At 48.4% G+C, this 25,001-nt stretch carries 20 protein-coding genes; 10 read left to right on the forward strand and 10 right to left on the reverse strand.

The window, feature by feature from the left end; translation table 11 throughout:
• Positions 1–6: 6 nt before the first annotated feature.
• The 5 genes from EIH22_RS00660 to EIH22_RS00680 all read right to left on the reverse strand — a co-directional run bounded on the left by EIH22_RS00660 (position 7) and on the right by EIH22_RS00680 (position 5,395).
• Entirely contained in the window at positions 7–288 is a 282-nt protein-coding gene (locus EIH22_RS00660; protein WP_124053908.1) for an HU family DNA-binding protein, read from the reverse strand.
• 240 nt (positions 289–528) lie between these two features.
• Positions 529–2,100: an aspartate:alanine exchanger family transporter gene (locus EIH22_RS00665; protein ID WP_124053909.1), complete on the reverse strand. Its 1,572-nt coding sequence runs from the start codon at positions 2,098–2,100 to the stop codon at positions 529–531.
• 154 nt (positions 2,101–2,254) lie between these two features.
• Positions 2,255–3,019: a hydrogen peroxide-dependent heme synthase gene (hemQ, locus tag EIH22_RS00670; protein WP_235001712.1), complete on the reverse strand. Its 765-nt coding sequence runs from the start codon at positions 3,017–3,019 to the stop codon at positions 2,255–2,257.
• Positions 3,016–4,092 (reverse strand): ferrochelatase, encoded by a 1,077-nt coding sequence (locus tag EIH22_RS00675; RefSeq protein ID WP_124053911.1) that lies wholly within the window; start codon positions 4,090–4,092, stop codon positions 3,016–3,018. The genes hemQ and EIH22_RS00675 overlap by 4 nt, the downstream gene beginning before the upstream one ends.
• The gene (locus tag EIH22_RS00680) at positions 4,082–5,395 is read right to left on the reverse strand and encodes a glutamyl-tRNA reductase (RefSeq protein WP_160148986.1); all 1,314 of its coding nucleotides are present in this window, start codon (positions 5,393–5,395) and stop codon (positions 4,082–4,084) included. The genes EIH22_RS00675 and EIH22_RS00680 overlap by 11 nt, the downstream gene beginning before the upstream one ends.
• Positions 5,396–5,490: 95 nt before the next feature.
• On the opposite strand from EIH22_RS00680, the gene hemE reads away from it, so the two are divergent.
• The 6 genes from hemE to hemL all read left to right on the forward strand — a co-directional run bounded on the left by hemE (position 5,491) and on the right by hemL (position 12,299).
• A complete protein-coding gene (hemE, locus tag EIH22_RS00685) occupies positions 5,491–6,519 on the forward strand; it encodes a uroporphyrinogen decarboxylase (RefSeq protein ID WP_124053913.1) in 1,029 nt (342 codons plus the stop codon).
• Positions 6,512–7,903: a protoporphyrinogen/coproporphyrinogen oxidase gene (locus tag EIH22_RS00690; RefSeq protein WP_124053914.1), complete on the forward strand. Its 1,392-nt coding sequence runs from the start codon at positions 6,512–6,514 to the stop codon at positions 7,901–7,903. The genes hemE and EIH22_RS00690 overlap by 8 nt, the downstream gene beginning before the upstream one ends.
• Complete coding sequence (gene hemC / locus EIH22_RS00695) at positions 7,887–8,987, forward strand: hydroxymethylbilane synthase (protein ID WP_124053915.1); 1,101 nt, start codon at positions 7,887–7,889, stop codon at positions 8,985–8,987. Before EIH22_RS00690 ends, hemC begins: the two co-directional genes overlap by 17 nt.
• Positions 8,984–9,748, forward strand: a complete 765-nt coding sequence (locus EIH22_RS00700) for a uroporphyrinogen-III synthase (RefSeq protein WP_160148987.1) — start codon at positions 8,984–8,986, stop codon at positions 9,746–9,748. Before hemC ends, EIH22_RS00700 begins: the two co-directional genes overlap by 4 nt.
• Before the next feature lie 103 nt (positions 9,749–9,851).
• A complete protein-coding gene (hemB, locus tag EIH22_RS00705) occupies positions 9,852–10,829 on the forward strand; it encodes a porphobilinogen synthase (RefSeq protein ID WP_124053917.1) in 978 nt (325 codons plus the stop codon).
• 60 nt (positions 10,830–10,889) lie between these two features.
• Entirely contained in the window at positions 10,890–12,299 is a 1,410-nt protein-coding gene (hemL, locus tag EIH22_RS00710; RefSeq protein ID WP_124053918.1) for a glutamate-1-semialdehyde 2,1-aminomutase, read from the forward strand.
• A gap of 113 nt (positions 12,300–12,412) precedes the next feature.
• On the opposite strand, the gene EIH22_RS00715 is transcribed toward hemL, so the two are convergent.
• Positions 12,413–15,319, reverse strand: coding sequence for an exo-alpha-sialidase (locus EIH22_RS00715; protein WP_124053919.1), 2,907 nt, complete (start codon positions 15,317–15,319; stop codon positions 12,413–12,415).
• A gap of 326 nt (positions 15,320–15,645) precedes the next feature.
• Between EIH22_RS00715 and argF the strand changes: the two genes are divergently transcribed.
• From argF to EIH22_RS00735, 4 genes are all read left to right on the forward strand, one after another.
• On the forward strand, positions 15,646–16,641 hold the full coding sequence (argF, locus tag EIH22_RS00720; RefSeq protein WP_124053920.1) for an ornithine carbamoyltransferase: 996 nt from the start codon (positions 15,646–15,648) through the stop codon (positions 16,639–16,641).
• Between the two features lie 80 nt (positions 16,642–16,721).
• The gene (gene arcC, locus EIH22_RS00725) at positions 16,722–17,672 is read left to right on the forward strand and encodes a carbamate kinase (RefSeq protein ID WP_124053921.1); all 951 of its coding nucleotides are present in this window, start codon (positions 16,722–16,724) and stop codon (positions 17,670–17,672) included.
• A gap of 8 nt (positions 17,673–17,680) precedes the next feature.
• A complete protein-coding gene (locus tag EIH22_RS00730; protein ID WP_124053922.1) occupies positions 17,681–19,273 on the forward strand; it encodes a YfcC family protein in 1,593 nt (530 codons plus the stop codon).
• A gap of 163 nt (positions 19,274–19,436) precedes the next feature.
• Positions 19,437–20,402, forward strand: a complete 966-nt coding sequence (locus EIH22_RS00735) for a helix-turn-helix transcriptional regulator (protein WP_124053923.1) — start codon at positions 19,437–19,439, stop codon at positions 20,400–20,402.
• A 124-nt stretch (positions 20,403–20,526) separates the two neighbouring features.
• Here EIH22_RS00735 and EIH22_RS00740 read toward each other — a convergent pair whose 3' ends face one another.
• The 4 genes from EIH22_RS00740 to EIH22_RS00755 form a co-directional block, all read right to left on the reverse strand.
• Positions 20,527–21,615 carry an ABC transporter ATP-binding protein gene (locus EIH22_RS00740; protein ID WP_124053924.1) on the reverse strand — a complete coding sequence of 363 codons (1,089 nt, stop codon included), beginning with the start codon at positions 21,613–21,615 and terminating at the stop codon, positions 20,527–20,529.
• Between the two features lie 127 nt (positions 21,616–21,742).
• A complete protein-coding gene (locus EIH22_RS00745) occupies positions 21,743–23,044 on the reverse strand; it encodes an ABC transporter substrate-binding protein (protein ID WP_235001713.1) in 1,302 nt (433 codons plus the stop codon).
• Between the two features lie 84 nt (positions 23,045–23,128).
• A complete protein-coding gene (locus EIH22_RS00750) occupies positions 23,129–24,037 on the reverse strand; it encodes a carbohydrate ABC transporter permease (RefSeq protein ID WP_124053926.1) in 909 nt (302 codons plus the stop codon).
• Complete coding sequence (locus tag EIH22_RS00755; RefSeq protein ID WP_124053927.1) at positions 24,034–24,960, reverse strand: carbohydrate ABC transporter permease; 927 nt, start codon at positions 24,958–24,960, stop codon at positions 24,034–24,036. Before EIH22_RS00755 ends, EIH22_RS00750 begins: the two co-directional genes overlap by 4 nt.
• Positions 24,961–25,001: the final 41 nt, after the last annotated feature.

A 25,001-nucleotide genomic window follows, 5' to 3' on the forward strand; every position in this document is an offset into this window, starting at 1 on the left:
ATCAAATCACTTGGTTACAGCCTTCTTGAGGGTGGAACCAGCGGAGATCTTAACGCCGTAACCAGCTGGGATCTCGATTTCTTCGCCGGTACGTGGGTTACGACCCTTGCGAGCTGCACGCTCGGTGCGCTCAACAGACATAAGACCGGTGATCTTCACAGCTTCACCCTGAGCAAGGGAATCAACCAAAACTGTTTGAAGAGCAGAGATAGCCTTGTCAGCATCTGCCTTGGTGATGTCTGCCTTAGCAGCAATCTTTGCAATAAGCTCGGTACGATTGAGGGACATTGCTTTCCTCTCGAATAAACGATAATTGTATGGACTCGATTTGAGCCACTACCTAGAAATCTAGCTGAAAACCTAGGCTAAACACCAATTTATGCTGTGTGTTGCCAAATTTGCCACGTTTTTGCGAAAGAAACTTGCCTGACATCCCCATTTTTACCTTAGAATTCCCAAACACTACATGAGGCAAAGCGGATAAATCAGACGGGATTTTCCTTAGATTTATGCGGTTTTCATATTCAATTAAGCAAGCGCCACAACTACCGTCACCAAAATAATCTTTACCGTAATGCCAAGAGCGAAAATTGCCGCATAACCGGATTCGATGCGTTCGTCGTTCTCTTTACTACTTGCAAAAGCAAGCAAAGCGGGTTGACCTAAAACTCCAGCCATTGCACCTGCAGTTCTCTGCGCTGAAACGCCAAGGAACTTACCAACTAAAACAGTCACGAAGAGCACAACAGAAGCAATAATGAGTGCGAGAACCAGTGCTCGTAATCCGGTAGCAGTGAAGGCCGTTCTAGCAAATGCTGGACCCGAGGCAATTCCCACAGCAGCAAGGAAAAGCAACAAACCAAGCTGGCGAATCGTCTGGTTAGCCGCCAACGGCATTTGCCACAGGAAAGGTCCTGTTTTCTGCAGTGCACCAAGAATGGTGCCTACTACCAGTGGTCCTGCGGCAGCCCCGAGGCTAAAGTTCGATCCGCCGGGCAAAGAAATCTCAACCATTCCCAACAACAAGCCCAAAACCATACCTAGCCCCATGGAAATAGCATCAACTTGTGATATTTGACGTTCAGAATTTCCAAAGAATTTTTCAACGTTGTCGTATTCCTCGCGGGGGAAAGCCACCATAAGGCGATCGCCTAATTCAATCACGGAGTTATCTTGAGCGAGCAATTCGAGATCACCGCGATGAATTCGAGTAATCACTCCTCCGAATCGTCCAGTGATATTCAAAGCCGCAACTGTTTTGCTCGCGATGTCCTTAGAAGAAACTACAAAGGAACGGAAATCAATCGTGGCGCGGTGATCTGCTAGGTGATCATCAACAAACTCACCTACCGCTTTTGCCGCCACAACGACGTCGTCCTTCATGCCTACAATGACGATTCGATCATCCTCAAGTAGTTCTTCGCCCGGCACAAAAATACGAGTATTTTCGCCTCGCTCTAAATATGAAATCCGAATCTTTTGCTCTTTCCAGCCCGGAACTGAGCGAACGGACATTGCCTCACTCACCAGCGCAGTTCCTGCAAAAAGTGACTTTCCCGCGAAAGATTCAACGTCATTTTTGCCTTCCCAGCGACGTGAAACAACCATAGAAATCGCAATGATTGCAATAACCACACCTACTGGATAGCCCAGGGAATACCCAACACCTGGTACGCCCGAGTCGGTGGCTTGGGTAGCAGCAGCGAGAGCAGGTGTAGTAGTCAAAGACCCCGCAAAAACTCCGACGGCGAGGTCTGGAGCAACCCCAAGCATTCGTCCGCCAAGGATCGTCGCCCCTGCACCGAATACTAAGGCAATGATCAAGCCAAGCATTAGTTTTGCTTGTTTACGTAAGTCGGAGAAGAAAGTCTGACCTGCCGAAAGCCCGACGGTATAGACGAATAAACCCAAGCCTAAGGATTGAACCAAAACCAACTTATCGCCAAGTTCGGGGACGACGTAGCCAACAAAGAGCCCCACGAAGAGCGCTCCTGCTGCACCAAGCTTAATCGGCCCAAACGGAATGATTCCAAGTGCCGCGCCCAATGAGACAACCAGAAAAACGGTTAAAAGCGGTGATGAAAGTAAGATATCGCCCACGCCGATCCTTCCCAAATATTCAACTATATTAAGGGTATGGCCTATGCGGTGTGAGTGGCGAATTGGATTTGCTCACATCTATCGAAAGGGGCGTTGCCGCCAAAACTCCCCTAGCTGAGTAATCGGGTGGAAATGCGCATTAAACAAACAAAGATTAGTTTAGAACTTGTCTCCTTGCCCACTGATCCAGGCTCACCCTTGGACCGGTGAAGAACGGAGCATCGTCACGAACGTAGAGGCGAGCTTCTGCCTCTCGTTGCTTGCGAAGAACACTCATGATTCGATCAATTGAATCAGCCTCAAGTGCAATAGTCCACTCGTAATCTCCAAGTGCGAAAGCTGCGAGGGTCGAAACTTGAACATCGAGGTGATCGCGCCCATTCATGCCGTGTTCACGAAGCATCGCAGACCTGCGAGCTGCAGGCAGGTAGTACCAATCCCAAGATCTATTGAACGGATAAATTGCAACGTACGGACGTGGCACTACCCCACCAAAACAAGCCGGAAGATGGCGCTGGTTAAATTCAGCAGCAATATGTGCCGTCATAGCTGACCACACCGGCTCCAGGCATCTGCCTACATTGGACTGAACAATAGCATGGTAGGCATCTTGAAGTTTCTCCGTAGAGTCAGCCAGACCCCAGAACATAAGATCTGCATCTGCACGGAAGCCACCCACGTCGTACCAACCTCGAACCTCAGCTCCAGTTTCGTCAACCGCAGTTTGAAGATCTGCAACAAAATCTTCTAATTCAGCAGCTGGAAGCGGGCTAACTGTACGAAAAACCGCCTGCAAAGAAAAGTTGCTCCGAGCGTTAACTTCGTCCGGATTGATCCCCGCCGCATCGCGTGGATCGCGAACATACGCTGGTTTATTCGCATTCGGGTGAGCCAAGTCAGACATAGCTACTCCATTCATTGGTTGACTTCTGAAAGATCATATTCAGTTTTGTTAAATTCAGTCGATAAAGTTTGATAATCACGGCGTGGCAAGCAACACGTTTGCGAGCAAGACGATGGCCACTCGGTGGCAAGGAATCGTTTCGCCCTGCGAAGCTGATAATCGTCTGTTGCTTCCAAAACACACTCCACCAGCGAATCAACAAATGCCGGATCAATCCCCGCAGTTGCAGCTCGCCGATAACGTAAGCCAAGCTTTGCAGCAGTTGCCTTTGCCTCCGTATCGAGATCAAAGACAACCTCCATATGGTCAGTAATAAATCCGATCGGAAGTACTACGACCGACGATATACCCAACTGGGCGACTTCTTCTAAACGATCGTTAATATCTGGCTCAAGCCATTTTTGGTGTGGAGAGCCTGAGCGTGAACAAAACGCAAGGTCTAAGTCCACAGTCCTACCCAGAGATAAACTCAGTTCGGAACAGAGTTCCTTACCGATCTGCTCATGTTGCTTCTGATAGGTTTTCCCTCCCGACGCCGGTCCAGAGTTCTCATCCATCTCCACAGGAATCGAGTGCGTAACCAAAATGAGGTGAGCTTCGACGTCATCCTTCAACGCTTCGTACGCAGAGGAAACGTTCGCATCAAGAAAACCTTGGGTTGTGTAATATGGAGCAATTTTGCTCAATTCAAATCGATCCTGGGCTTGGATTTCATCGAGTGCTTGTGCGATATCTTCACGATATTGGCGGCAACCCGAATACGACGCAAAAGCCGATGTAAAGATACATAACACTCGATGTAAGCCACGCTTATCAAGGTCAGCTAGGGTATCTGAGAAATACGGAGTCCAGTTACGGTTACCGATCACAACGGGAATGCCAAGACGACTTTCGAGTTCAGCTCGCAGTTCGTCGTTACGCTCGTTAATCGGACTCACTCCGTCGAAGAGCTGATAATGCTTGCTGACTTGGATCAGTCGCTCATCAGGGATGCCTCGCCCGCGCGTCGCATTTCGCATAAAGGGAAGGACGTCGTCCATTCCGCGCGGTCCGCCGTAACTACAAAGCATAATGGCATCAAAGTTCATGGCTAAGATCTTCTTTCTTAAGCAAAGCGGAAAGCGGGCATCTACCCCCAGAGCCGACGGCGGAAGGCTGGATATTGGCTTCACGTGCAGCATCGCTCAAATCAATTCCAAGCGCTGAGTGCAAGGCTCGAACGTACTCCCAATCATTTCCTGTTTCCGCTGCTTGCCGCGCCAAGATAGTTGGCGTATGGGCAATCCGCGATGCGAAGTGACCAAGTGCTCGAGCAACCTCTTCCTTGGTGAAAATCTCTTTTTCAGGAAGACGCTCAACTTCACCGCTACACAACTCATTAATATGATCACGAAACGCGACTACAACCGGATCAATTCTTCGCGATTCGATCTGTGCAACAACGTCGTTCACACCGCGTTGAATGATTTCGCGCGCACGGCAAATATGCGAACCTGCAGCCTCAGGCGCAAGTTCTTGAATATGTTCGAGATTGATCAGACGCACACCCGGCAAATTTCCAACTCCGCTTTGCACATCGGTTTGTAACGCAAGATCCAGTATCACCAGTTCATTACGACGACGCTCCACGACTTCTTTGACCATCGCTTCTGTAATGATCGGATTGCCTAGACCACGACATGAAATAACCAAATCCGCAAACGCTAGCGCCTCGGTGAGGTCATGCGGTTCAATCGCCTTTAATTCATGGGCTTGCGCAAATGCCTGTGCTCTACCAGACTGTGAGTAGACGTGGATGTCTTCGATCTGCCGGCCACGCAGCTGTGCAACCGTTGCACCTGCGTACGCCCCTGTTCCAATAATTAATGCAGACGCGGTTTGCGGATGATCTCCCCAAATATCAGAAACGTGGTCAAGAGCAAGCGCCACAATCGAACGCCCCGTTCCTGCCAGCCCGGTCGTGTGTGCAACTTTTCTGGAAGAACGGAGGGCAGCGTCAATGACGCGCGATAAATCTGAGTTAGTTGAATGGGATTTGAGCGCTTGCAGGTGGGCTCTTTTAAGTTGTCCACTAATTTCACGTTCCCCAACAACCATCGAATCCAAACCGGCAGCTACTTCAAAAATATGGTTGATGGCTTTCTTTCCATGAAGGAAACTCGGCGTCATTGAAAGTTCTTGATTAATTGCCCGTTCAATATCCATTTCAGTGGCGCTATCAACTGAATCGAGATAAAGATCGACTCGGTTGCAAGTGGTGAGAACAACGACGGCGTCTACACACCGATAAGCCAGCAGACGAGATGAAATATTATCTAGATGACGCGATACATCGGCAACCTGTGCTAAACCATGTATGTAGTGATGTACCGATGCGCTAACTATTCCCACAACAAACCATTCAAACAGATCTGAACAAACATCTCAATTTTAGATGACACCCTTGTAAATTACCTCTCCGGTAGAATGTCTGCAACAATGGATATGTGACTTCAAATTTTCTTTCAGCACTTCAAGGAATAAGACCTACAACCACCCCTGTTTGGTTCATGCGCCAAGCCGGAAGATCGTTGCCAGAATACCGAAAAGTCCGTGGCGAAATGACCGTGTTGGAGTCATGCCTCATCCCCGAACTTGCCGCCGAAATCACGGCACAACCGGTCCGACGCCACGGCGTTGATGCGGCGGTATTTTTTAGCGACATCACTGTCCCAATGAAGCTAGCTGGAGTTGATGTTGAGATCCAACCCGGTGTTGGTCCAGTAATGGACAAAGCCTACCGATCTGCATCGGACATCCAAGAACTTACTGCACGCGATCCCGGCGAAGCAACGTTGATCACCGAGGGAGTCCGCATAGCAAAAGAAGAACTTGATGTTCCTATTCTAGCCTTTGCTGGCGCTCCATTCACGATGGCAGCTTACCTTGTTGAAGGAAAGCCATCACGCGATCACCTAGCAGCACGCACACTTATGCATTCTGATCCAGAATCGTGGTTTACACTTGCAGATTGGTGTGCTCGTATATCTATAGAATTCATACGCGCACAGATTGACGGCGGAGCACAGGCTTTCCAGCTTTTTGATTCTTGGGCAGGCTCACTTTCTAAGCGCGATTACGTTACATATTGTGCACCCGCATCACGTTCAATTTTAAACGCGGATTTGGGAGTTCCAACCATCCACTTCGGGCTTGGAACCGGAACAATGCTCGAAGAATTTGCAGTCGATACTAACTGCCTTGGAATTGACTATCGAACCGATCTTTCAAATGCAATTAAACAGCTCCGTGGTAGCGATCCTGCGCGTGCCGCCGTCGTCCAAGGAAACATCGACCCTGCCATGCTCGCTTGCCCACAAGATGTTTTATACCGTCACGTTGATGAGATCTTGGACGCTGGCAAGCAGGCAGACGCTCACATAGTTAATCTCGGTCACGGCGTTCCTAAAGACACAAACCCTGAAGTATTAACGAAACTCGTGCAGTACATCCACGAAAGTAACGCGAATGCCTGAAAACGTTGTTATCCTAGGCGGTGGTATTGCAGGCTTAACCACCGCTTATGCCCTCGCTAAACGTGGGATCTTGGCAAGAATTATCGAAGCTCGCCACCACCTCGGCGGACTAGTTGCCAGCGGGCACGTGGGAGGAATTCAGCTCGATCTAGGTGCAGAGTCTTTCGCTCTTCGCTCCAGCGTGATTTGCGAGCTCTGCGATGAGCTCGGACTTCCCTACCGCACTCCAGCCGGGCAGTCCTGGGTGTGGAACGACGGTATCGCTACGCCAATCGCTCATGGTTTGTGGGGAATACCGTCAAGTTGGGATGATCACGCCTTTCAGGTTCTCACCGACGACGAATTGGAGATTGCCCACCGTGATCGCGCTCTGGGGCCAAGAGTCGGTTCGGATTCTACTACACTTGCAGAACTGGTACGTGTTCGGCTTGGTCAAGCAGTACTAGAAAAAATGGTGGAGCCAGTTGCTGGTGGTGTTCACACGGCCTCCCCTGACGATCTTGATCTCGACACTGTTTGTCCGGGCCTGCGAGACGCCATTCAGCGTGAAGGTTCACTTATTTCTGCAGTTCATTCGATCCGTGGAAATTCCGCCCCAGTGTTAGCCCAACCAGTTGGGGGAATGAGCCAGTTAGTCCGGGCTCTTATTGAGCGCCTCAAACGCTTCGGCACCCAAATTGACACCGGTTTAATCGTTACCGATATAGCGCGTGAAGGCTCCGAATTCGAGATTTTGGTTGCAGAAAGTGACGGTAATAGATCCAATCCGAAACCGGTTCCTGGGACTGAAGAAATTTTGAACGCCGATCGTGTGATTATGGCTTTGAGCGGGTCAAGCGCACTCCCATTGCTAAACAAATTCCCAGAGATTAACTTCGAGTGGGAAGCGCCCCAAGGCGCGGCAATTACCACTGCATCTCTGATACTAAATAATTCTTTGCTTGACGAAGCTCCTCGTGGTTCAGGACTTTTGGTGAAGCCAGGATCCGCGATGCGTGCAAAAGCCCTCACTCATTATTCGATAAAATGGCCATGGGCTTATGAAACACTTAGTAAGATACATGGACCCAGCACTCACGTTGTTCGAGTTTCATATGGACGCCCAGATGAACCCGTTCAGATTCCTTCGCCATCCGATGTACTTTCAGATGCTTCGAGGCTTCTCAGCATCGAACTCAGCCGTACCGATCTTCTTGATTGCCGGATTATTCATTGGGGACCGTCGTTGTCACCTCATTCGCCTGAGCATCGAAATCATTTAGAATCCTTAAAGCGCGAAATAGCGCTAATTCCTGGACTTGACGTTACGGGAGCTTGGATCGCCGGCACTGGTTTAGGCGCGGTTATTCCCCATGCATATGAGATTGGTGAGAACCTTGAATAAAATTTGTATCGGCACTCGCGGAAGCGAATTGGCACGCACACAAACCATGATCGTTGGAGATTCATTGCGTGAGCTGGGATTCGAAGTTGAATACCGAATCATTAAGACCGAAGGCGACCAATCCGCACAATCTTTGGTTCGTCTTGGAGGAATTGGAGTATTTGCGGCGGCGCTTCGCGTAGCCTTGCTGGATAACGAATGCGACATCGCAGTTCACAGCTTTAAAGATCTACCGACTGCCTCAGTTCCTGGTTTAGCAATTGGCGCTGTACCTACCGGAATTGATTCCCATGACGTTCTTTGCTCAGTAGATAACACTCCGCTTTTGGATCTTCCCTCTGGCGCAACGATTGGCACTGGTTCTCCTCGTCGAGCAGCCCAGATTCGTAGGCTTCGCCCAGATCTTCACCTTGTAGACATACGCGGAAATGTTGGGACTCGTTTAGCTCGAGTACGGGGAAAGGCTGCAGATATAGAAGGCGACCTTGACGGTGTTGTTCTTGCTCGAGCGGGCCTCGCTCGATTGGGGAGAATCGATGCGATCACCGAAAACCTCGATATTTTGCCAGCTCCTGCCCAAGGGAAACTTGCAATCGAATGCCGCGTAACCGATGTCCCTTGGAGTTCTTCCTCTCCTCTGGCTCAGGCACTTCGGAAGCTTAACGATATTCCATCCCGGCTCGCTGCGGGTGCTGAGCGAGCCGTGCTTGAGGGACTTCAAGCTGGTTGCGCAGCTCCTGTAGGTGCGAAGGCAAGCAACTCTACCTTGGACGCCGCCGTCTTTTCCACCGACGGACAGCAAAGTGTTTCCGTTCAGATTCCACTCCCGCCACAAGAGCTTTTCTATCTCGAAACTCCGGCGCTCAATAACCTTTCCATAGACATTATAAAGCTTGATGAAGCAGCACGCCTGTGCGGTCTTCAAGCAGCTCAGAAACTTATCGACCAAGGCGCCGGATCCATCACGAATCTTCACGCCACCAAGGAACGCGGTACACAACCGACTCACCATTCTCAGGCGCTATGGCGTCCGGGAATAAACGGTCCAAGCGACGACGGTGCAGACGTTTCGGTGCACGCATGAAAATCGTCATTTCCCAAGGATCACCGACTCTTGCTCAGGAAGTTCAAAAACTCCTTGAGCAAGATGCCCAAGCGGATGGAGAAATCCACTTCCAAATACTGAGCGCTACATTAACAGAGTTCCACTCGATTGAATTTGTACCACCCGCAGAACCGATTTCCTGGGTTTTCATCACCTCAGCACGCACCTTAGATTTTATGAATGAGGACCACAAACAGTTCTTGCGCACCTTGGCGGAAAACGGAACAAAGTTTGCTGTTGTTGGTAACCGTAGCAAAGAGTATTTAAGTAGGTTGGGGATTTTGATAGATGTTCCCGCTCAACCAACTGCCCGAGCTCTTATCAATGTATTAAATCAATCGATTGATACCACGGATTCACTTTCCACGTACACTTCAGCCCTACTTTTAAACCAACCAATCGCCTGGCTTCCTGGCTCTGCGGCGGCTAAAGAAACTTTGGCTGATGGCTTAAAGGAACTCGGATTGCAAGTGATCCGCAGTGCGGTTTATTGTCCGTCACCAGTTAAACACTTAGACCCTATTTATTATGAGGCGGACGTCGTCGTTCTTACCTCAGGTTCTGCCGCCCATGCCTACCATTGTTTCCAAGGCAAAGCTCCAGTGATCGCATTTGGTAATCAGACGCGTGCAGATGCCCAAGCCTATGGCCTCAACGTGGTGGCTACGGCGTCGTCGCCAGATGCGACGGGAATTGCACGTGAGTTGAGACGCTATACAAACGCTTCCTTATCTCCCTGACTTTCAATTATCACAGTTAGAAGGTACTCCACGAACCCTGCTCAACTACTCAAGAAAATACCAACCCGTCTCTAAGAAAATAGAAAAACGAAAGAAGAATTCCATGAAATTTCGGCCACGTCGTCTTCGCACAACGGCAGCGATGCGCGGATTAGTTGCAGAAACTCGGGTTCATCCACACCAGCTTATGTATCCAGTTTTTGTTCGCGAGGGAATCACTGAGCCAACCGAGATCAGCGCAATGCCTGGGCAATACCAGCACACTCTCGATTCAATTCGAAACGTTGCAACACACCTGGTAGAAGCCGGAGTTGGAGGCATGGATCTGTTTGGTGTTCCGTTAGATGAGCAAAAAGACAAGCAAGGTTCAATTGCCTGGGATCCAAATGGGATCCTCAATCGTGCAATCACCGCGGTTCGTGAAGAAGTTGGTGATGCACTGGTTGTATGCGCAGACACTTGTTTGGATGAATTTACCAGTCACGGGCACTGCGGCGTTTTAACGCCTTCCGGCTACGTGGATAACGACGCGACCTTGGAGCTCTATGCGCGAATGGCGCTCTCCCAAGCACATGCTGGTGCTCATATGGTTAGTCCATCAGGGATGATGGACGGTCAAGTAGCTTATATTAGGAAAGCATTGGACAACGAAGGATTTACAGAAACCGCAATCATGGCGTATTCGGCGAAGTATGCTTCGGCATTTTTCGGTCCATTCCGCGAGGCAGTAGGTTCGACACTGCACGGAGATAGGAAGTCCTACCAGCAAGACCCAGCAAACCGAAAAGAAGGTTTGCGCGAAGCTCTGCTCGATATTGCCGAGGGCGCGGATATCGTTATGGTGAAGCCCGCGAGCCACTACTTGGATGTAGTTGGCGATGTAGCAGCGTCGGTAGATGTTCCTGTTGCCGCCTACCAAGTGAGTGGCGAGTATGCGATGCTCGAAGCAGCGGCTCAAAACGGCTGGATCGATCGTGAACGCGCAATCGATGAATCTCTTGTTTCAATATCACGAGCCGGCGCTGACGTAATCCTTACCTATTGGGCACTCGAATACGCTCAGCGCTCGCAAAAGAACTAGTAGTCATCGTTTCACGACCGCAACAGCATTCATTCGATCTTCATTCATTCAAAGGACGGTATTGTGAATTCTCACGAATCATTTTTACGGGCACAAGTTGCAATTCCTGGGGGCGTTAATTCCCCGGTACGTGCGTTCGGATCAGTAGGCGGTGTCCCTCGTTTTATCACCGATGCTTACGGTCCATATATTAAAGATAACGAAGGCAAAGAGTACGTAGACTTAGTGTGTACTTGGGGACCTTCCCTGCTTGGACATGCACCGGCTGAGGTAATCGAAGCTGTTCGAGAATCGGCAACCCATGGTCTTAGCTTCGGTGCCCCGACTGATCGAGAAACCGATCTTGCTAATGCAATCAGTACCCGTGTTCCAGTTGCTGAACAGGTTCGCTTAGTTTCAACTGGCACAGAAGCAACGATGACGGCAATTCGCCTTGCTCGTGGCATCACCAAACGCGACGTCATCATCAAGTTCGCTGGTTGCTATCATGGTCATTCCGATGCACTGCTCGCAGCCGCAGGTTCAGGTGTTGCCACCCAGGGACTTCCCGGCTCAGCTGGAGTTCCAGTAAGTACTGCAGCTGATACTATCGTTCTTCCCTATAACGACGCCGATGCCCTGCGCGAAGCATTTGTCTTGCGTGGTGAGGAAATCGCTGCCGTCATCACAGAAGCCTCACCGGCAAATATGGGAATTGTTCCGCCGATCAATGACTTCAACCAGGTGATTCGTGAAGAAACAAAGCGCGCTGGTGCCTTGATGATTATGGATGAAGTGCTCACGGGATTCCGTTGCTCATCTGCTGGTTTCTGGGGATTTGAAACCGGTTATGCTGAAAATAATCACATTGCCAAGATGCCTGATACTGCACTATTTGACCAAGCTGCACGCCATGCCTGGCGTGGGGCAGAGCTTGCAGGTCTCGCTTACACACCGGACATTATCACCTTTGGAAAAGTTGTAGGTGGTGGTATGCCGCTTGCTGCCCTTGGAGCATCTGCAGAGATCATGGCGCACTTAGCTCCGCTCGGCTCGGTCTACCAAGCGGGCACGCTTTCCGGGAATCCTTTGGCGACTGCAGCAGGCTTAAAAACTCTTGAACTGGCAACCGAGTCGGTATACGAACGAATCAACACTGTTTCCAATATTTTAGTAAATACACTCAGCGAGGAACTGACAAAGGCAAGTTTGCCATTTGTGATTAACCGAGCCTCCAACCTGTTCAGCCTCTTCTTTGGTGAGAATCCGGCAAAGACAGGCGTTGCTAACTACGATCAATCACAGTCTCAAAACACGGCAGCTTACACTACGTTCTTCCATGCAATGCTCGATGCAGGGGTGTCTTTGCCGCCGTCATGCTTCGAATCGTGGTTCGTGTCAGCTGCACATGATGACTCGGCCGTCAATCGGATCATCGAAGCAATCCCTCAGGCAATTCAAGACGTAGTTGCCTCTCTGCCCGCCAAATAGTAACCACAGCATAATAGGCATACTTCGTCGTAGGTAATGTGAGGAGGGTGGGACGAAAAAGGTTTTCGTCCCACCCTCCTCTATTTACTAACTTGCGTTAGCTGGCCCAGTTCCTATTGCCGTACCCCCTTCCATTTATGGACGACAATAATCCCCATGCCTGCACTAAGGAACAAAATTACCAATGCCGGAGCAAGACCGAGGTTTGATCCAGTATTTGCTAACTCTGAAACCTTGAGGTTCATTCGCGTGGTTTGTGCATTCACTTCATCGCTAAGCACAGGCGTTGGAGGCACAATTTTGCTTCCTGCACCTGGAGTCACATTCGACACTGCTTCTCGGGCATCTGTTCCATAAACATCGACGTAGAGCATAAGCTCAGTCAACGACGCAAATGTATCAACCTGGTTACCGTATGTAGACAATATTCTTATGCGGACGAAGGTTGAATCTGAGTCCACCGTCTCTACTAGCTTATTTGAAGGCGTATTTTCCAATGTGGTGGATCCTGCCAGGCTCAGTACACCAATGTTACGCACAAAAGCCGTTCTCTCTAAGGTAGGGCGTAAAGGAGCATCAAGGTTTCCTACTGGAGAGACCTCTGGTTTTTTATCAAGAACAACTGCTACTTCGCCGCCAGCATTAGGAGCTTCACCGCTACCAACCTTAACTAAATCACTTTCGTTAGTGCCCATGTACACTTCGTATTTTCCGATACGTCCATTTGGAGCATCGCTTCGGTTAAAGAAGCTAAGGGTTCGCACTTCGGATATCTTTTTTGGAATCGTCAAATCAATATCCAGTGGAAGCTTGATCTTATCCGCCCATGGAGTGTGCCACATTGTTGCTTGGTTGCCGTCGAAAACATTCATAAATGCCCCGTTTTCGTTCACCAGTTCCTCAGGTAATGGCGTCTTCAAAGTTGGACGAATCGGGGCAACCCCTTTTTCATCGCGATAGAGGCGAACCTCTACTTCGGCTTTGAGCTGCATCGACCGAGTTCCTGCTTTCACAGTGACAGGGATCGAGGTCTTGCCCGGGTTCGCTTTCCCGCTCACAGTAATAGGCAGTTTGACTGTAGTTGTTACTCCAGCCCCGAGCGAAATAGGGGCAATGCTTGAAGCAGCCCATCCTTGTGGTAGTTCTGGAATGATCTTCAGACCATCAACTGCGCTTCCAAGGTTTGTAAGCTTCAAAGTGATTTCAGCATTCCCACGATGAACCACGTTCATCGGTGACTCAGCCTTAACAGCAAGCGCCCCTAACCACTCCAAAGAAACCTGCATGTACTTGATTTGGTAATCGGTCACAGGTGCTGTTCCATCATGCGGTTCATAAAGAATACCGTATGTACCTGGTGTAGGGAGTGGCGTGATGGTCGAATAATCCATACGATTTGGCTCAAACATCTTGGATGCGCTCCACGTTTTGCCATCGTCATAACTGATTCGAAGCGTACCTTTCTCACGCGTCGTCTTCGACGCCGCGTTAGTGAACAACAAGATCTTTGCCTGGTCTGACCCCTCCGGAGCGTTCGGATATGCACGCGTGATGGCACCGTTGTTGTTTGGATCAATCAGCGTCTGATCAGCGTGGAAGTCCGTATAGGTTTTTCCGCCGTCTCGTGAAATACCGATCTTACGAGCATGGGTAGATCCGTCAGATGAACGGGAGTTAAGCATAACCGAGCCATCGGAGAGCTCAACCACCTTGTTTTCATCCATATCTGTTCCAAATGGAATTCCACTGTGCCATGTAACGCCATGATCATCAGAGAACACCGAAACCGCTTGGTTTCGACCTTCCTTACGCACCGTGTACTGCTGAATTAGACGGCCTTTATGCGCGCCATACTTCAGCTGGATACCTTCACCAGAAGCAGCAAACCGGCTTGAAATAGCTAGATCGTTCGTAATTTCTTTGGTGATGACGCGCGGCTGCGTCCAAGTTTCGCCGTTATCCTTCGACATCATGGTGGCAGCGTGGAGCACCTTGCGGTTTGTTTCCTCCACTCCTGTTTGTGAATACGCAAAGCCGGTATCAAAGCTCTTTACAAAGAACATATGAATCGTATTGGTTTCACGATCAACTACATAGGAGGGATCCGAGTACCCATAGAAATTAGATCCACCCGATTTTCCAGCTGCAATGGTATTAATTGCGCTCCAAGACTTTCCTCCATCTTTGGAAATTCTTTGCAGAATTGAGTTGGACTGAGGTGCATCACCACAGTTTCCTGGACGCCCATCCCACGCCGCCAAAATCCATCCATTTGGCGCAGTGGTAAGAGCGGGAATGCGGTGGCAGTTAAAGCCGGCGGAATAAGCAGTTGCTAGTACCACTGGTTCACCGTCAGCTCGGTTCGTAAAAATCGTTGCTGGATCAACCAGCTTTGGGCGATCGCCCACAACTACTGAAACTATTGGCGAGTCCGCGACGATCCTATCTTGGAGAACCTGAGTGCCCTCTCTATCTTTGGTAGCTTTCCAAACGGTATGAGGCGCAAAGAATCCCGTTTTTAGATCTTCCTCAGTGACTCGATGTTGAGCAAATGGGCATGTTTTCGAATCGTTTGGATTCAAACTTCCCCATCGGCAATTCTTCGTATCGCCAACGAGCACATTGTTGAGATTTGATTCCGCCGGGTAAGCAGTAAACGTAACATTCGAAACATTCACATACTTCACCGTAAACGTGAGCAGATCACCAACGTAGACTTTATCCCCCAAAGTATCAGTACGTTTAAGTTCAACCTGCAAAAAGTTTTGCCCCGTAGCCTTAGGTGCCACGAGTGGCTGCGTTTCAGACGTACCCACAGGCTGTGGTACCGCAGGCGAAACTGTTGCGACGGCGTCGGAACTCGGACTAATTTCTTCGGCGTTTGCTACGGTTGCCGGTGCTAACACCAGTCCCAGAGCAGCCGCTAACGCTACAAGAGCGTTGGCTTTTGGACGCAAAACACTCCACTTTTCCGCCTTAGTGAAACAAGCTTCATCCTTGAAGCTAAACAGAATTCGCATGTGTCCCCCTTGATTCAGCAAAATTCTTATTTACCAAGATACTAAAAAATTGTCAGACATCAGATCATTTTCAGAAAATTGATGAGAGTAATTTTCAACCAGTTCAGCAAGCATCGGGTTTATTGAGGTTTAGACAAGGTTTAGATCATTATCGGAAGCAACTAAACCTGTATTCATCCCCCATTCCTCCCCCATTTACCCTTGCCTAAGTCTTTTACTCGATTTTGTAATTAATCAACAAGTTACAAACACCTTGTTACTCAACTTCTACGTTGATCACAAAAGCTGGTCTACAAGGCTGTAGACCACGGCAGAAAGGCATAGTCATGGCATTGAACCTTCGCGGACGTAGCTTCCTCAAGCTCCTTGATTTCACCCCTGAAGAGATCCGTTATTTACTCGATCTATCTAAAGAATTCAAGAAGATGAAGCTCAGCGGAACTCCACATCGTTACCTTGAAGGAAAGAACATCGTTTTACTCTTTGAAAAGACATCCACTCGCACTCGTTGCTCTTTCGAAGTTGCAGGAATGGACCTAGGATGCGGCGTTACCTACCTCGATCCTGGCTCATCCCAGATGGGAAAGAAAGAATCAATCGAAGACACCGCTCGGGTATTGGGGCGTATGTACGACGGCATCGAATACCGTGGTTTTTCGCAACAGATCGTGGAGGAGATCGCGGAAAAGTCTGGAGTGCCTGTTTGGAATGGTCTCACTGACGATTTCCATCCCACCCAGATGCTTGCCGATGTGCTAACTATCGAAGAAAACTTCCCAACTGGACTTAACCACCAAAAGTTCGTTTTTATGGGCGATGCACGCAATAACGTTGCTAATTCTTTGATGGTCGTGAGTGCGAAGCTTGGTCTACACTTCGTAGGATGTTGCCCCAAGGATCTAAAGCCTAAGGCCGAGTTGATTGAAACTTGCAAAGAACTAGCTGCGCAATCAGGCGGTTCAATCAATTTCACCGAAAACCCCAATGAAGCCGCCAAAGACGCTGACGTAATCTACACCGATATTTGGGTTTCAATGGGCGAACCAGACGATATTTGGGAAAAGCGCATCAAGGAACTCGAACCATACCGCGTTACCAAGGAGCTAATGGCCAAGGCAAATAAAGAAGCGATCTTCATGCACTGCCTACCTTCGTTCCACGATACCCAGACCGCAGTCGGTGCCGATATCGCAAAGAAGTTTGGCGTCACCGAGATGGAAGTAGAAGACGCAGTCTTCGAATCCGATCAATCGCGCGTTTTCCAAGAGGCGGAAAACCGCATGCACACGATTAAAGCCGTTATCTACGCAACCTTGGCATAGAGAGTCGGGGCCTGCGCAGGCTTATTCGCGCAGGCCCCGACTTATTACTTGTACTGCATACATATTCGAAAGTAGAAATCATGAACCAAACAATCGTCGTTGCGCTCGGCGGCAACGCACTTGGAAAGAGTCCACAAGAGCAACTCTCATTGATTAAAAACACTGCGAAATCGATCGTCGACCTAGTAGAAGAAGGCAACAAAGTAGTTGTCACTCATGGGAATGGTCCACAAGTAGGAATGATTAAGGTTGCAACGGATACCTCGGCAACTCACGGTGGAGGTACTCCGTCAATTCCGTTCGCTGAGTGCGGTGCTATGTCCCAAGGATACATCGGCTATCATCTTCAACAGGCAATCGACTTTGAGCTCAAGGAGCGCGGCCGCGAAGGACAAGCCGTTTCAATCGTGACGCAAACGCTTGTAGACGCAAATGACGCCGCATTCAAAGATCCAACCAAACCTGTTGGGGCATTCTTTACCGAAGAAGAAGCGAAGAAGCTCCGTGCAGAAAGCGGCGATATTTACGTTGAAGACGCCGGACGTGGTTTCCGTCGCGTAGTCGCTTCACCCGCTCCTATTGCAATCGTCGAATCTCCCGTAGTAAGCACCCTCGTTGATCAAGGATTCACAGTTATCGCTTCAGGAGGCGGTGGCGTTCCCGTTATTAAGACGGGAAGTGAGCTTCATGGCGTCGATGCTGTAATCGACAAGGATCGCACCGCAGCCCTCATGGCTACCGAGTTAAATGCAGATCTCCTCTTAATTTTGACAGCGGTTGACGAAGTCTACGTCGGCTATAACACGCCCAAACAACGCGCACTTTCACAGATGGACGAAGCTGAGGCTCGTGCGCTAATCAATGCAGGTGAATTCGCCCGCGGATCTATGTTGCCAAAGGTCGATGCATGCTTGGAGTTTGTATCTGGACACCCCGGAAAGAAGGCGGTAATCACATCATTGATCCGCGCTAAAGACGGTGTAAGAGGCAAAGCTGGAACCGCTATCATTGCTGGTGCAAACGGAAAGTGAGCAGATCAATGAGCCAATCCAACGTCGTCGTAACGGAGGAAGCTGAGGCAAATAGACCTCCTACGGCGAAGAAGAAGAGACGTGGTTTTCGCGTCCCAAGCGCATTTACTATCCTGTTTGTTTTGACGATCGTGGCTGTAGCTGCAACGTGGTTTGTACCTGCAGGCCAATACTCAAAACTCGAATACAACGCTCAGACCTCGCAGTTTACAGTAACTGAACCCGATGGAACCAAAGACAAGGTCGAGGCTACACAAAAAGAGCTCGACCGACTTGGTGTCAAGATTGATCTTGACCAATTCACCAACGGCGCAATTTCTAAGCCAATTTCAATCCCAGGCACCTACGAGAATCTAGAATCAAACCCTGCCGGCGTCGAGCAAGTTCCCAATGCCATGGTACGCGGAACGATGGAAGCTGTAGATATTATGGTTTTCATTTTTGTTCTGGGTGGATTGATTGGTGTAGTCCGTGCTTCTGGAGCTTTTGAATCAGGATTGATGGGTCTGACGAAGAAAACCAAGGGGCATGAATTCGTATTGGTCTTTGCCATGAGTATCTTCATGGTTGTGGGCGGAAGTTTGTGCGGCTTGGAAGAAGAAGCCGTTGCCTTCTATCCGATCATGTGTCCAATTTTCGTGGCGCTGGGTTATGATGCCATTATTTCAGTTGGCGCAATCTTCCTCGCTGGTTCGATGGGAACTACGTTCTCTACGATCAACCCATTTTCAGTTGTTATCGCATCTAACGCGGCAGGTACCTCCTTTACAGAAGGTATCTGGTGGCGCGTAGGCGGCTGTATAGTCGGTGCCGCCGTCGTAATCGGATACATGTACTGGTATGCAAAGAAGATTAAGAAGGATCCAACGGCGTCCTACACCTATGAAGACCACGAGGAATTCGTTGCTCGCTGGGGAATGAATCACGACGGCGAAGTTGCAGCTTTCGATCTAAAGAAGAAAGTTATCCTTTTGCTCTTCTTCATTGCGTTCCCACTCATGGTGTGGGGAGTAATGGCTAAGGGATGGTACTTCCCCACCATGGCTTCCTCTTTCCTCACGATTTCCGTTATCGTCATGGTTCTAGCCGCAACCGGGAAAGACAGGCTCACTGAAAAGCAGCTCGTGGATGCTTTTGCGGAGGGCGCTTCATCGCTGGTAGCCGTTTCTTTGATCATCGGTCTAGCGCGTGGAATCAACCTAGTACTCAATGAGGGACTGATCTCGGATACGATGCTGAATTCGGCAACGAGCTTGGTTAAAGGAATGAACGGACCTATCTTCATACTGATGATGCTCGTGATTTTCTTCTTCCTAGGATTCGTTGTGCCGTCATCTTCCGGACTTGCCGTACTCTCGATGCCGATTATGGCGCCTTTAGCAGATTCAGTTGGCATTCCTCGCTGGATAATCGTCTGTGCTTACCAGTGGGGGCAGTACGCAATGCTATTCCTTGCACCAACCGGCTTAGTTATGGCTACGCTGCAAATGCTCAATATGAAGTATTCACACTGGTTGCGTTTTGTGTGGCCAATGGTCGTGTTCGTATTGGTCTTTGGAGGCGGACTCCTAGTAGCTCAGACCCTTATCTATGGTCAGTAACAGCATGAGGATCGAGGGGTAGCCAAGGACAAAAGGACCTGTTTTGCCTACGGCTACCTCTCTTCCACAGCCCCTTTTAACTGCAAAAACACCCGGCGGAGTATTGTAATCCGTAAGCCACAGTATTTATGATGGAAACTACAGAATAATTCAAAGGAGAATTATGGACGTTTGGCTTTACTATTACACTCTCGGTGTGCTTCTTTTGACGATTATCGCCGGCGCCATCGTTCTCTCAACCTTCATTGTTTCCCATAAACGTACATATCTCATAGGATCGTTTATTTGCTTAACGTATTTTTTCGACGTCGCTCTGGTATTTCGCACATGCGCCTATGGGTATGATTACCTCTTCGAACGTAACGGAAGTATCTATACCATCACTGGACCGATTGAATCCGTTATCTATGGGTCACTCTTAGTTGGCGGCATCTGGTTACTTTTCATGGAATATTTAGATCTTCCAAAACCTTGGATTGGTATCCCGATAGGCGGTTTCGTCGTTGGAAGCTGTGGAACCTATTTCCTTACCAGAGATGCTCAGCTTCGCGAGTTTTGGTTCTTTACTATGCGAACCATTTGGATACTTACCCTTATCGTCTTTATCACTTGTTACTTCATCGCTAAAGCAGACAAGGTCCGAAAAATATTATTGAGGAAACACTTTCTTTTCCTCATAGGTTTTTCGTTCCTAACCATCGGATCGCTGCTATACAACGTCTATGTAATTATTCTTTCCAATGGTTTACTTCGACTCCCCAGTGGTCATTATCTTCTCCCCGAGCGAAACCTAATCGAAAATGCCCTGGCGATCTTCAGCTTCACATACTTTGCATGGAGAGGAATTGGAATTCTTCGCCTTCACTTTGACACTCCACCAGTGAATGTGTGCCACGATCAAACCCGTTTCATCAAAGAAGAAGCGTCAGTTTATGCCAAGCGCTACTACCTTTCACCACGCGAAGAAGAAGTATTGGTATTACTGATCCAAGGTGAAGGTAACCAGCATATTGCGAACAGTCTGTTTATTAACCAAACGACGGTGAAGGTTCATGTACACAACATTTTGAAGAAAACTGGGTTACAGAATCGCAACGAGGTTATCTCCAATTTCTGGCACACCATTTAACGAGCACGCACATTGTTGCAACAGTGATCGGCTCATATTCAAAGAATGAAAAGTTCTGTTAGGAATGAAAAGGGCGACGATAGAGATCTATGAGATCAGTAATCGCCGCCCATCTGTTATTTGATCACCAAAGTGCTTTTTCGGTATCCGGATCAAAGAAATATAGTTCATTTTGACGCGGACGAATCTTTATCGAATCACCTGCCTGGGGATACATATTGCGTTCAAGCAGTACACCGATACGTTCCGAACGGAATTCAACCTGAGGATCAATAGCTTGACCATATAGATACGTTTGCGAACCAAGCATTTCCACAAAATCGGTAGCGAGAATAATACCGTCTAAATCTGCGCCAACAATTTCCCATGATTCCGGGCGAACACCAAGGATAATATTGCTCTTGGCGACCGCAGAAATTGTGCGTGGCAATGGAATCACATGCGAACCAAGGTGCGCTCCCTCTTGGGTAACTGGGCATGAAAACAATGTGATACTTGGAGAGCCGATAAAACCAGCAACGAATACATTCGCTGGTTGGGAGTATAAATTTTGTGGGGTATCAACTTGCTGCAACTTTCCATTGAGCATAACAGCGACTCGATTACCCATCGTCATAGCTTCAACTTGATCGTGAGTAACGTAAATGGTGGTTGTGGCTAAACGACGTTGTAAATTTGCAATCTCTCCTCGCATCGAAACACGCAGTTTTGCATCGAGATTAGATAGAGGCTCATCCATGCAAAAGACAGTTGGTTTTCGTACGATTGCTCTTCCCATTGCAACTCGCTGACGTTGCCCACCGGACAAAGCCGAAGGTTTACGATCAAGCAAATCATCGAGTTCAAGCATCGATGACGCAAGACGAACTCTCTCCTCGATTTCACTTTTACCAAATTTTTGGTTTTCGAGAGCAAACGCCATGTTCTGCCGTACAGTCATGTTCGGATAAAGTGCATAAGACTGAAACACCATCGCGATGTCTCTTTGCCGTGGACGTACGCCGGTCATGTCACGTTCACCAATAAAAATACGACCAGTTGTTGTTGGCTCAAGACCAGCCACCATTCTTAGCGAAGTTGATTTTCCACAACCGGAAGGTCCAACAAGGACCAAGAATTCGCCGTCTCCCACCGTTAAATCAAGTGAGTCAACAGCAGGTTGAGACGCTCCATGAAAGATGCGAGTTGCTTGGTCAAATGTAACACTAGCCACGTAATCGTCCTTGTGATCGTTTTAATTTTATAATTTGATTTTTGGCATCACAGCCATAAACCCTCAGGTGAAGCGACCCCTTGTCGTTCGATGCCCATAGGTCGCTCCACCCAAGAATTAATATGAGCTACTTGAGCTTCGGCTTGATTTGGGAATCAATGATCTTCTGTTGTTCTTCGTCTAGAGCTTTGAACGTTGCCGCAACATCGGCACCTTGCGAAATCTTGTCCAAAGCTGCTCCGATCCTCATTCCACCTCCTGGAACAAATGCGCGACCGGCGTCTTGCTTCTGGGTATGTGAGAGCTGATCAACTGCAGTCTTAAAGTTCGGATTCTTCTCGAAATATGCTTTTTCTTCTGGGAGGTCCTTTGCCGAAGTACGAACCGGCATATAACCGGTATTTTGGGAGAATGTAATTGTATTCTCTGGGCTCGTTAAGAACGCAATGAATTTTGCGGCAGCTTCCTTGTTCTTAGACTTAGCAGGAATCGCAATACCTGATCCTCCCGTAGAGACGCCAACCTTTCCTTCCGGAGCCGGCAAGAAAGCAGTGCCAACTTTGATCTTTCCGTCCTTGGAAACACCCTTGAGTGAGCCAGTTGATTCGACGATTGCAGCTGACTGTCCAGCAACAAACGGAGCCGTTGCATCCTTTGTTGCCTTGAAGTATCCCTGCTTAAATTGGCTTTGGAGGAATTCTCCGGCTTTGATTGATTCTGGAGAGGACATCGTCATCGTCCAGTCCTTGGAGAATGCTCCACCAAATGACCAGATCATACCTTGAAAATACCAATCCATATAGTTTGCGCCATCTGGAATAATAAGCGGAGTCACCGCCTGATTTGCAGCCTTCAGCTTTGGTGCAAAATCAGTGTTCCACTCATCCCAAGTTTTCGGTCCGCGATCTGGCAAACCAGCAGTAGCCCAGAGGTCTTTATTGTAGTAAAACAGTGGCGTCGATCGGGCGTATGGAACAGCGAAGTGTGAATCCTCGAGTTTATATTCGTCGTAGAGATTCGGAACGTAATCATCAGCCTTAGCATCTGCATTCTTTAATAAATCATCTAGTGGCTCGAATTGCTTGTTAAGTGCGAAATTGAACCAGGTAACATCCGAGGCAACGACTACGTCTGGCACCTGACCACCGGATAGTGACGCATTAAATTTCTGCGCAACTTCTTCGTAGTTTTTACCTGCATCCGTAAGCTTCACCTTGATATTAGGATACTTAGCCTCGAAATCGGCAATAATCTTTTCTTCAATTGTCTTCGACGATCCCGGATGATTCGACCAGAAATCAATAGTTACTGGACCATTCGAATCATTCGACTTGCTCGAATCGTCGGAGCTAGAACCAGTACCTGCACATCCCGTGAGGAGAAGTGTCACTACGGCTAAACCCGCGAGTCCTTTTTTATGAAGTTTCATCATGTACCTTTCAAAATACAGAGATGGTTTTTCAAATTGAAAAATTGTGACAGTTTTATTCGGCTCGCAATGAAGCACATGCGCTTATCCCTTAACCGCACCGGATGTAAGCCCCTTAATCATGCTCTTTTGCATGATTACGAACACTATGAGAACCGGCAATACAGCAAGAACGGTGCCTGCCATAACCGGACCCCAGTTGGTTAGACCTTCGTTATTTTGTAAAAACGTCAGACCAATCTGGAGAGGAGCAGTGCTTTCGTCGTCGGACATCAGGAATGGCCATAGATATTCATTCCAGTCGTTGACGATCGTAATCAAAGCAAAAGCAGAAAGAGTGGACCAAGACATTGGCAAAACAATACGGAATAGTAATTTCAATGGCCCGGCACCGTCTATGCGAGCAGATTCAATTACTTCTTTAGGGAGTGAAAGAAAATGATTGCGCATAAGAAACGTTCCAAACGCTGTTCCAGCCAACGGCAGGATGATACCTGCGAAGGTGTTTCGCAATCCTAAATTCGCAATGAGAGAGTAATTCGAAATAACAGTAATCTGGTTCGGAACCATTAACGATGCAATAACCACCATGAAAACTAAGTTGCGACCAGGGAAACGCAAAAGCGCTAGTGCGTAAGCCGATGCCACTCCAAGGACAATCTTGATACTCGAAAGAACCACCGTGATTATTATCGAGTTCCGCAAGTATGAACCAAACGCAAGGTCATTTTGGACGATGCGGTAGTTCTCGAACGTCCAAGGGTTTGGCCAATATGTGGCAGGAGAAGTATAAATATCTCCTTGGGTTTTAGCTGAAGTACTAACAATCCACCACAGTGGGACCAGAATTATTAAAAGCGCTAAACCCATGGTTACGTAGCCAAGCACAGTGAAGCTTGAACTACGACCCACGAAATTGATTTCTTCGAATGAATCTTTCGACTGACGCGCTTTTACTCGATCATGCACTTTCTGCGGAGTTAAGGAAATCATTTTTCTCCTCGTTGCATAACGCGGACTTGAATCACAGTGATAGCAAGAAGAACTAGGAACAATAACGTGGCAACGGTGGCTCCATATCCCGCACGGTTATTAACAAATGTTTCTTGGTAGACCTGGAACACCATCGTGGTAGTTCCCGTTCCCTGCGGCCCTCCACGCGTCATCACATTGATAATGTCAAAGACTTGCATCGAGTTAAGCAACACCGTGATTGAAAGGAAAAATGTGGTTGGACGCAGTTGAGGGAGCAGAACTCTAATAAGACGACGCCACGGTGAGGTCCCATCAATCTCTGCAGCTTCGTCTAAATCTTTACGCCTTCCTTGTAATGCAGCAAGGTATATAACAAACGTGTAACCAAGATTTTTCCAGATGTAGGTCAACGTCACCATAAGAAGTGCCCACTGCGGGTTCTGGTAGAAATCAGGTGCCGTTTGACCGAAGCGCTTCATAACATCCGTAATTAATCCAAAATCAGGCGCAAACACGAATTGAAATGCGACGCCAATTGCAGCGCCTGAAATTACAAATGGAGCAAATACCACAGAGCGGACGAAGTTACGTCCCGCAAGCTTCTGGTCGAGAAGCAATGCGAGAACCAATCCAAGAACCAACGAACCAATTACTGTTGCGACGGTGAAGAGAACCGTATTGTAAACAACCGTCCATGTTTCAGGGTGTGTTAACCATTCTTGATAATTCTGCAAACCAACCCAGTTAGCTACAGGTGCCGAAACATTCCAGTCAGTGAAAGAAAGTCGAATATTATCTACAAGTGGACGATAGGTAAATATTCCCAGAAAGACTAGGTTAGGAACAAGAAGGACTGTTGCCAAAGCTAATTCATGTTTATCGGGTCGATCAGATCGCTTATTCTTCGCGGATCGATTAACTGAAATCGTTGGGAATACCATGCATCAGACACTAAACATTAAAGATTAACGCAAAGTGACCG

Origin of the sequence: Arcanobacterium ihumii, from assembly GCF_900604515.1 — a bacterium.
Taxonomy (GTDB): Bacteria; Actinomycetota; Actinomycetes; order Actinomycetales; family Actinomycetaceae; genus Arcanobacterium_A; species Arcanobacterium_A ihumii.

Excerpts from the sequence above, each read along its gene's own strand:
- EIH22_RS00660 (WP_124053908.1), bottom strand. The coding sequence starts at position 288 with ATGTCCCTCAATCGTACCGAGCTTATTGCAAAGATTGCTGCTAAGGCA.
- hemQ (WP_235001712.1), bottom strand. The coding sequence starts at position 3,019 with ATGAATGGAGTAGCTATGTCTGACTTGGCTCACCCGAATGCGAATAAA.
- EIH22_RS00675 (WP_124053911.1), bottom strand. The coding sequence starts at position 4,092 with ATGAACTTTGATGCCATTATGCTTTGTAGTTACGGCGGACCGCGCGGA.
- EIH22_RS00690 (WP_124053914.1), top strand. The coding sequence starts at position 6,512 with ATGCCTGAAAACGTTGTTATCCTAGGCGGTGGTATTGCAGGCTTAACC.
- EIH22_RS00700 (WP_160148987.1), top strand. The coding sequence starts at position 8,984 with ATGAAAATCGTCATTTCCCAAGGATCACCGACTCTTGCTCAGGAAGTT.
- hemB (WP_124053917.1), top strand. The coding sequence starts at position 9,852 with ATGAAATTTCGGCCACGTCGTCTTCGCACAACGGCAGCGATGCGCGGA.
- EIH22_RS00715 (WP_124053919.1), bottom strand. The coding sequence starts at position 15,319 with ATGCGAATTCTGTTTAGCTTCAAGGATGAAGCTTGTTTCACTAAGGCG.
- argF (WP_124053920.1), top strand. The coding sequence starts at position 15,646 with ATGGCATTGAACCTTCGCGGACGTAGCTTCCTCAAGCTCCTTGATTTC.
- arcC (WP_124053921.1), top strand. The coding sequence starts at position 16,722 with ATGAACCAAACAATCGTCGTTGCGCTCGGCGGCAACGCACTTGGAAAG.
- EIH22_RS00730 (WP_124053922.1), top strand. The coding sequence starts at position 17,681 with ATGAGCCAATCCAACGTCGTCGTAACGGAGGAAGCTGAGGCAAATAGA.
- EIH22_RS00735 (WP_124053923.1), top strand. The coding sequence starts at position 19,437 with ATGGACGTTTGGCTTTACTATTACACTCTCGGTGTGCTTCTTTTGACG.
- EIH22_RS00745 (WP_235001713.1), bottom strand. The coding sequence starts at position 23,044 with ATGAAACTTCATAAAAAAGGACTCGCGGGTTTAGCCGTAGTGACACTT.
- EIH22_RS00750 (WP_124053926.1), bottom strand. The coding sequence starts at position 24,037 with ATGATTTCCTTAACTCCGCAGAAAGTGCATGATCGAGTAAAAGCGCGT.
- EIH22_RS00755 (WP_124053927.1), bottom strand. The coding sequence starts at position 24,960 with ATGGTATTCCCAACGATTTCAGTTAATCGATCCGCGAAGAATAAGCGA.